The sequence below is a fragment of the Flavobacterium sp. genome (assembly GCF_044368995.1).
Classification (GTDB): Bacteria; Bacteroidota; Bacteroidia; order Flavobacteriales; family Flavobacteriaceae; genus Flavobacterium.
This window is the reverse complement of record NZ_JBIPMS010000141.1, coordinates 1-4001: the sequence shown is the minus strand read 5'-3', so window position 1 is coordinate 4001 and position 4001 is coordinate 1. Positions and strand designations below refer to the sequence as shown.

Here is a 4001-nt window from a genome sequence, read left to right as displayed (position 1 = left end):
TGTACATCATTTTATTGCAAAAACGCGAAGAAGCTGCTGTGAACTTGGCGATCATCAATCCATCGATTAAGATGGTGGATTTTGCTAAATCAGTGGATGTGCCCATCAGTCCAAAACACGCCATTATTTATTTAGCCGCATTATTGTTAGGGATAGGTATTCCTTTAGGAATTATTTATATCTATTTTTTGATGGATACTAAAATCCACAGTAAAAAAGATGTAGAAGCGGTAGTGAAAGAGATTCCGGTGATTGCAGAGATTCCGCACATTACGGATGACGAAAAAATGGTCAAAAATTTGGACCGTTCGGTTTTATCCGAAGCGTTCCGAATGTTACGTACCAATTTGAATTACTTAATAAAAAATAACAAAGCTTCGCAAGTCATCTTTACCACATCCACCATCAAAGGGGAAGGGAAGACCTTTGTATCGATGAATTTGGCCATCACATTTTCTACCTTGGGTAAAAAAGTAATCTTGGTAGGAGCCGATTTAAGAAATCCGCAGCTGCACAAGATGTTGAACATCTCCAGACACCAAAAAGGGGTGACCAATTATTTGCATGATACGGTGACCCAACTCGACGATATCATCGAAAAAGGGGCGAAGTATAATTTGAAATTGGATTTTATTTTTTCGGGAACCATTCCGCCCAATCCGGCTGAGTTGTTGTCCAACGGTCGGTTTGAGTTGTTGCTGGAAGAATTGAAAAAAGAGTACGACTATGTCATAGTCGATACCGCACCAACCTTATTGGTAACCGATACCACTTTGATTGCCAACTTGTCGGATATGATAGTTTTTGTGATCCGCGCCAACCATACTGAAAAGAACTTGCTGCATTTCATCAACGAATTACAAGCCTTGAAGAAAATCAAAAATGCAGGGATTGTGTTGAACAATATAGGACAACAAAAAGGGTATGGTTATAAATACGGCTATGGCTACTCCTACAGTTACAAATATAACTACGGTTACGGGTATGGCTATGGTGCAGATCAAACCAAAAGACGTCATAAAAGAAGTATTTGGTCTACTATAAAAAAATGGTTTAAAAAGGCGTAATATACTATAAAAAACAAAGAGCTACTATGCGATCATGATGATCAATAGTAGCTCTTTGTTGTGGTATAAGGGTGTTATTTTAAGCTAAACGTTTGATTGGCTTGTACCAAGGGCATCACGTTATTCAAGTGTTTTTCTGCAAACGTATTTGTGTTAGCGAAGTGGATGTGATGCAGGTTGTGGAAATCGGTTCCCAGATAGCCGTAGTAATTTTCGGATAATAAATGTTCGGCTACTTTTTTGCAACGATCGCCATAAAAGCCTAATAAAGAAAGCGCGTTCATTTGGAATTCCAAATCAAACGATTTCAATTCTTCAAACATCATCAAGTTGTTTTCCCAATACAAATAACGCTCTGGGTGAGCCAAAATCAGACGGTAGCCTTTCAATTTTAAGGTAAAAAGCACATCCATCAAACCCGAAACGGGCGCGCTCATCATGCTAAACTCAATCAGTAAATGGTTGTTTGGTAAGGGCAATAATTCCTTGTTGTTCATAAGATCTACTAAGGAACTATCGGCAAAATACTCACTGCTGCAACCGGTAATAAAGTCATGGGGTACTGTTGCATAGGCTTCGGTGATGGTGCTTTTTGTGTTGGCCCACATCCCCGGATACGAGTGCGGCGTGGCAATGGCTTCAGTAATACCTAGCTCTTGCATAGCCTCTATCATGACAAGTGTGTCTTCTATCGTTTTTGCTCCATCATCAATACCTGGTAGCAAGTGATTGTGTAGGTCTACAAACCCATCATTCCATACTTCTTTATAACTTACTTTCTTTTTTGAAATCCAAAACATAATTCAATATTTTTGAGCTAGTACTTTAGGGTACACAGGTTAAAAATGAAGTTAAAAGTAAACATTATTGGCATTGATTTTACACATAGCCCTGTTTTTTTTAGTTTATCTTTTATTTTAATTCAAAAATTATAATTCTTCCGATGCATTTACAAATATATTGCGGTACACTAGGCGGATTTGATTTATTAAATTTAATTGCATTTTTCGCAGGGGTTTTTTGTAATACTCTTGCAAAATGGGCGGATAAATTATTTTAATGTTGCACCTCCACAAGCCTAACCAACCAATTTACTATTGACGCCACTGGTAAAACACAGGTTATAGTGGTTTTTTCTTTCGTAATCTTTTGTGAAGGATACCAGGGGTGGTTTTTAATGAACGAGATCAATAGATTGGCAATTTCAATTTTTATATCCTATACTTTTGCATCAATATTTTTGGTAACGCCAAAACTTGAAGCCAATTCTTTGCTTATTAAATTATAATACTCTTTGATTTAACAAGTTTCAGGAAGTATTGCAACCCGCTTCCATTTGACGAACCCATAAATTACGCCCCGGTTTTGCGTTACATTATAACCAGCAAGGTAAATTGTTCCTGAGAAAGATTAGGAATATTGAAATAAATTGAATTTTCTTAGAGGCGAAAGTAAAACAAACTTTTTTATACGAAATAAAACATTCCTAAAACATTTAAAGTATTGATTTGAAGTCAATTAGGGCCGTTTGGCGCATTAACAAGTAAAAACCAAAGTATAGATGGGCTAAAGATGGCCTAACATAACCGACATAGCCTACTATTTTTTTATATTTTTGTAGATATAAACCCACATAAATTTACAAAATGATAGAAGAAGAAGTATTTGTTATATTTAAAAAATGTATACCAATTCTACTTTGGCCAACCATTAGTAAAACAGCAATTGAGTTTAAAGATACTTATTTTTTAAAACGAATAGGCGTAACTAAAAAATGGTACCGGACCTTTTATCTAAAAGTAACCTATAAAAATCTAACTATAAAAAGAGTTAGGCTGTCTATAGAAGACAAAAATATGTTAAAACAACACATAAAAAACTTCAATAAAAGTCTTAAAAACCAAAATACCATCAATTAACATTTAGAAAACAAATCTAATTTTTAGTAAAATCTTTTTTTAATAAAAATAAAAGAGTACTTTTGTTATTCATTATAACGATATGTTAGACAGTTTAATTACTTCCAAAACCCGTATTCGCCTCCTGGTTAAGTTTTTTATAAACGCAGCCAACTCAGGATATTTACGCGGTTTGGCTACAGAAATGAACGAAAACACCAACGCCATTCGCAAAGAATTGAACAATTTAAGTGAGGCTGGTTATATAGTTCGGGATGCTTCCGAAACCAAAGTGATGTACCGCGCCAACACCGACCATCCTTTATTTGCAACATTGCAACAACTTATCAGAAAACATATCGGAATTGACAACATCATTACTCAAATACTAGAACGTATGGGGGAAGTGACGCGTATTTTTGTGTTGGGCGACTACGCACAAGGTATCGATTCGGGTACTATAGAAATAGTGATCGAAGGACCAGCGCTGAATGAAAGCTACATTCAGCAATTGGCGCCTAAGATACAGAATGAAATACACAAAGAAGTTAACATCCAAATCACCACTTTATTTTTAGGAAGAGGATTGTTAATTTTTGAACATAACTAAAAAGGATTTTCCTTTTTTTATTACGGCCTTGTGAACACATGAATTGTGACTCACCAGGCGAAGCCGTTTAAAAAATGTGTCAATGTAGCAATTTAAAGATTTGAAAATTAGTAATTAACAACCCTTAAACGCTTTATCTAATATCCTAAACCTAAAAATCCAACACCAAACACACAGAAAAATGAAAAAAGCCATAATTGTCAGCGGATATTTCAACCCCATCCACAAAGGCCATATCGAATATTTCAATAATGCCAAAGCGTTGGGAGATTATCTTATAGTAATTGTCAATAACGACGAACAACGTGCTTTAAAAGGAAGTAAGGAATTTCAAAAAGAAGACGAACGCGTGTTTATTGTGTCAAATATCAAAAGTGTAGACCAAGTGTTTCTATCAATTGATGAAGACCGTACCGTTTGCGCAAC

5 protein-coding genes are annotated in these 4001 nt (G+C 35.5%); 4 read left to right on the top strand and 1 reads right to left on the bottom strand.

What is annotated here, in order from left to right; translation table 11 throughout:
* On the top strand, window positions 1–1067 hold a 1067-nt coding region (locus ACIQ2I_RS08405; protein ID WP_396181972.1), incomplete at its 5' end, for a polysaccharide biosynthesis tyrosine autokinase.
* Window positions 1068–1141: 74 nt separating this feature from the next.
* Here ACIQ2I_RS08405 and ACIQ2I_RS08400 read toward each other — a convergent pair.
* Entirely contained in the window at window positions 1142–1867 is a 726-nt protein-coding gene (locus tag ACIQ2I_RS08400) for a tyrosine-protein phosphatase (RefSeq protein ID WP_396181971.1), read from the bottom strand.
* An 846-nt stretch (window positions 1868–2713) separates the two neighbouring features.
* On the opposite strand from ACIQ2I_RS08400, the gene ACIQ2I_RS08395 reads away from it, so the two are divergent.
* The 3 genes from ACIQ2I_RS08395 to ACIQ2I_RS08385 form a co-directional block, all read left to right on the top strand.
* Entirely contained in the window at window positions 2714–2986 is a 273-nt protein-coding gene (locus ACIQ2I_RS08395) for a hypothetical protein (RefSeq protein WP_396181970.1), read from the top strand.
* An 82-nt stretch (window positions 2987–3068) separates the two neighbouring features.
* A complete protein-coding gene (locus ACIQ2I_RS08390; RefSeq protein WP_396181969.1) occupies window positions 3069–3575 on the top strand; it encodes an ArsR family transcriptional regulator in 507 nt (168 codons plus the stop codon).
* A 181-nt stretch (window positions 3576–3756) separates the two neighbouring features.
* The coding region (locus ACIQ2I_RS08385) for an adenylyltransferase/cytidyltransferase family protein (RefSeq protein ID WP_396181968.1) at window positions 3757–4001 on the top strand (245 nt) is incomplete at its 3' end.

Excerpts from the sequence above, each read along its gene's own strand:
- ACIQ2I_RS08400 (WP_396181971.1), bottom strand. The coding sequence starts at position 1,867 with ATGTTTTGGATTTCAAAAAAGAAAGTAAGTTATAAAGAAGTATGGAAT.
- ACIQ2I_RS08395 (WP_396181970.1), top strand. The coding sequence starts at position 2,714 with ATGATAGAAGAAGAAGTATTTGTTATATTTAAAAAATGTATACCAATT.
- ACIQ2I_RS08390 (WP_396181969.1), top strand. The coding sequence starts at position 3,069 with ATGTTAGACAGTTTAATTACTTCCAAAACCCGTATTCGCCTCCTGGTT.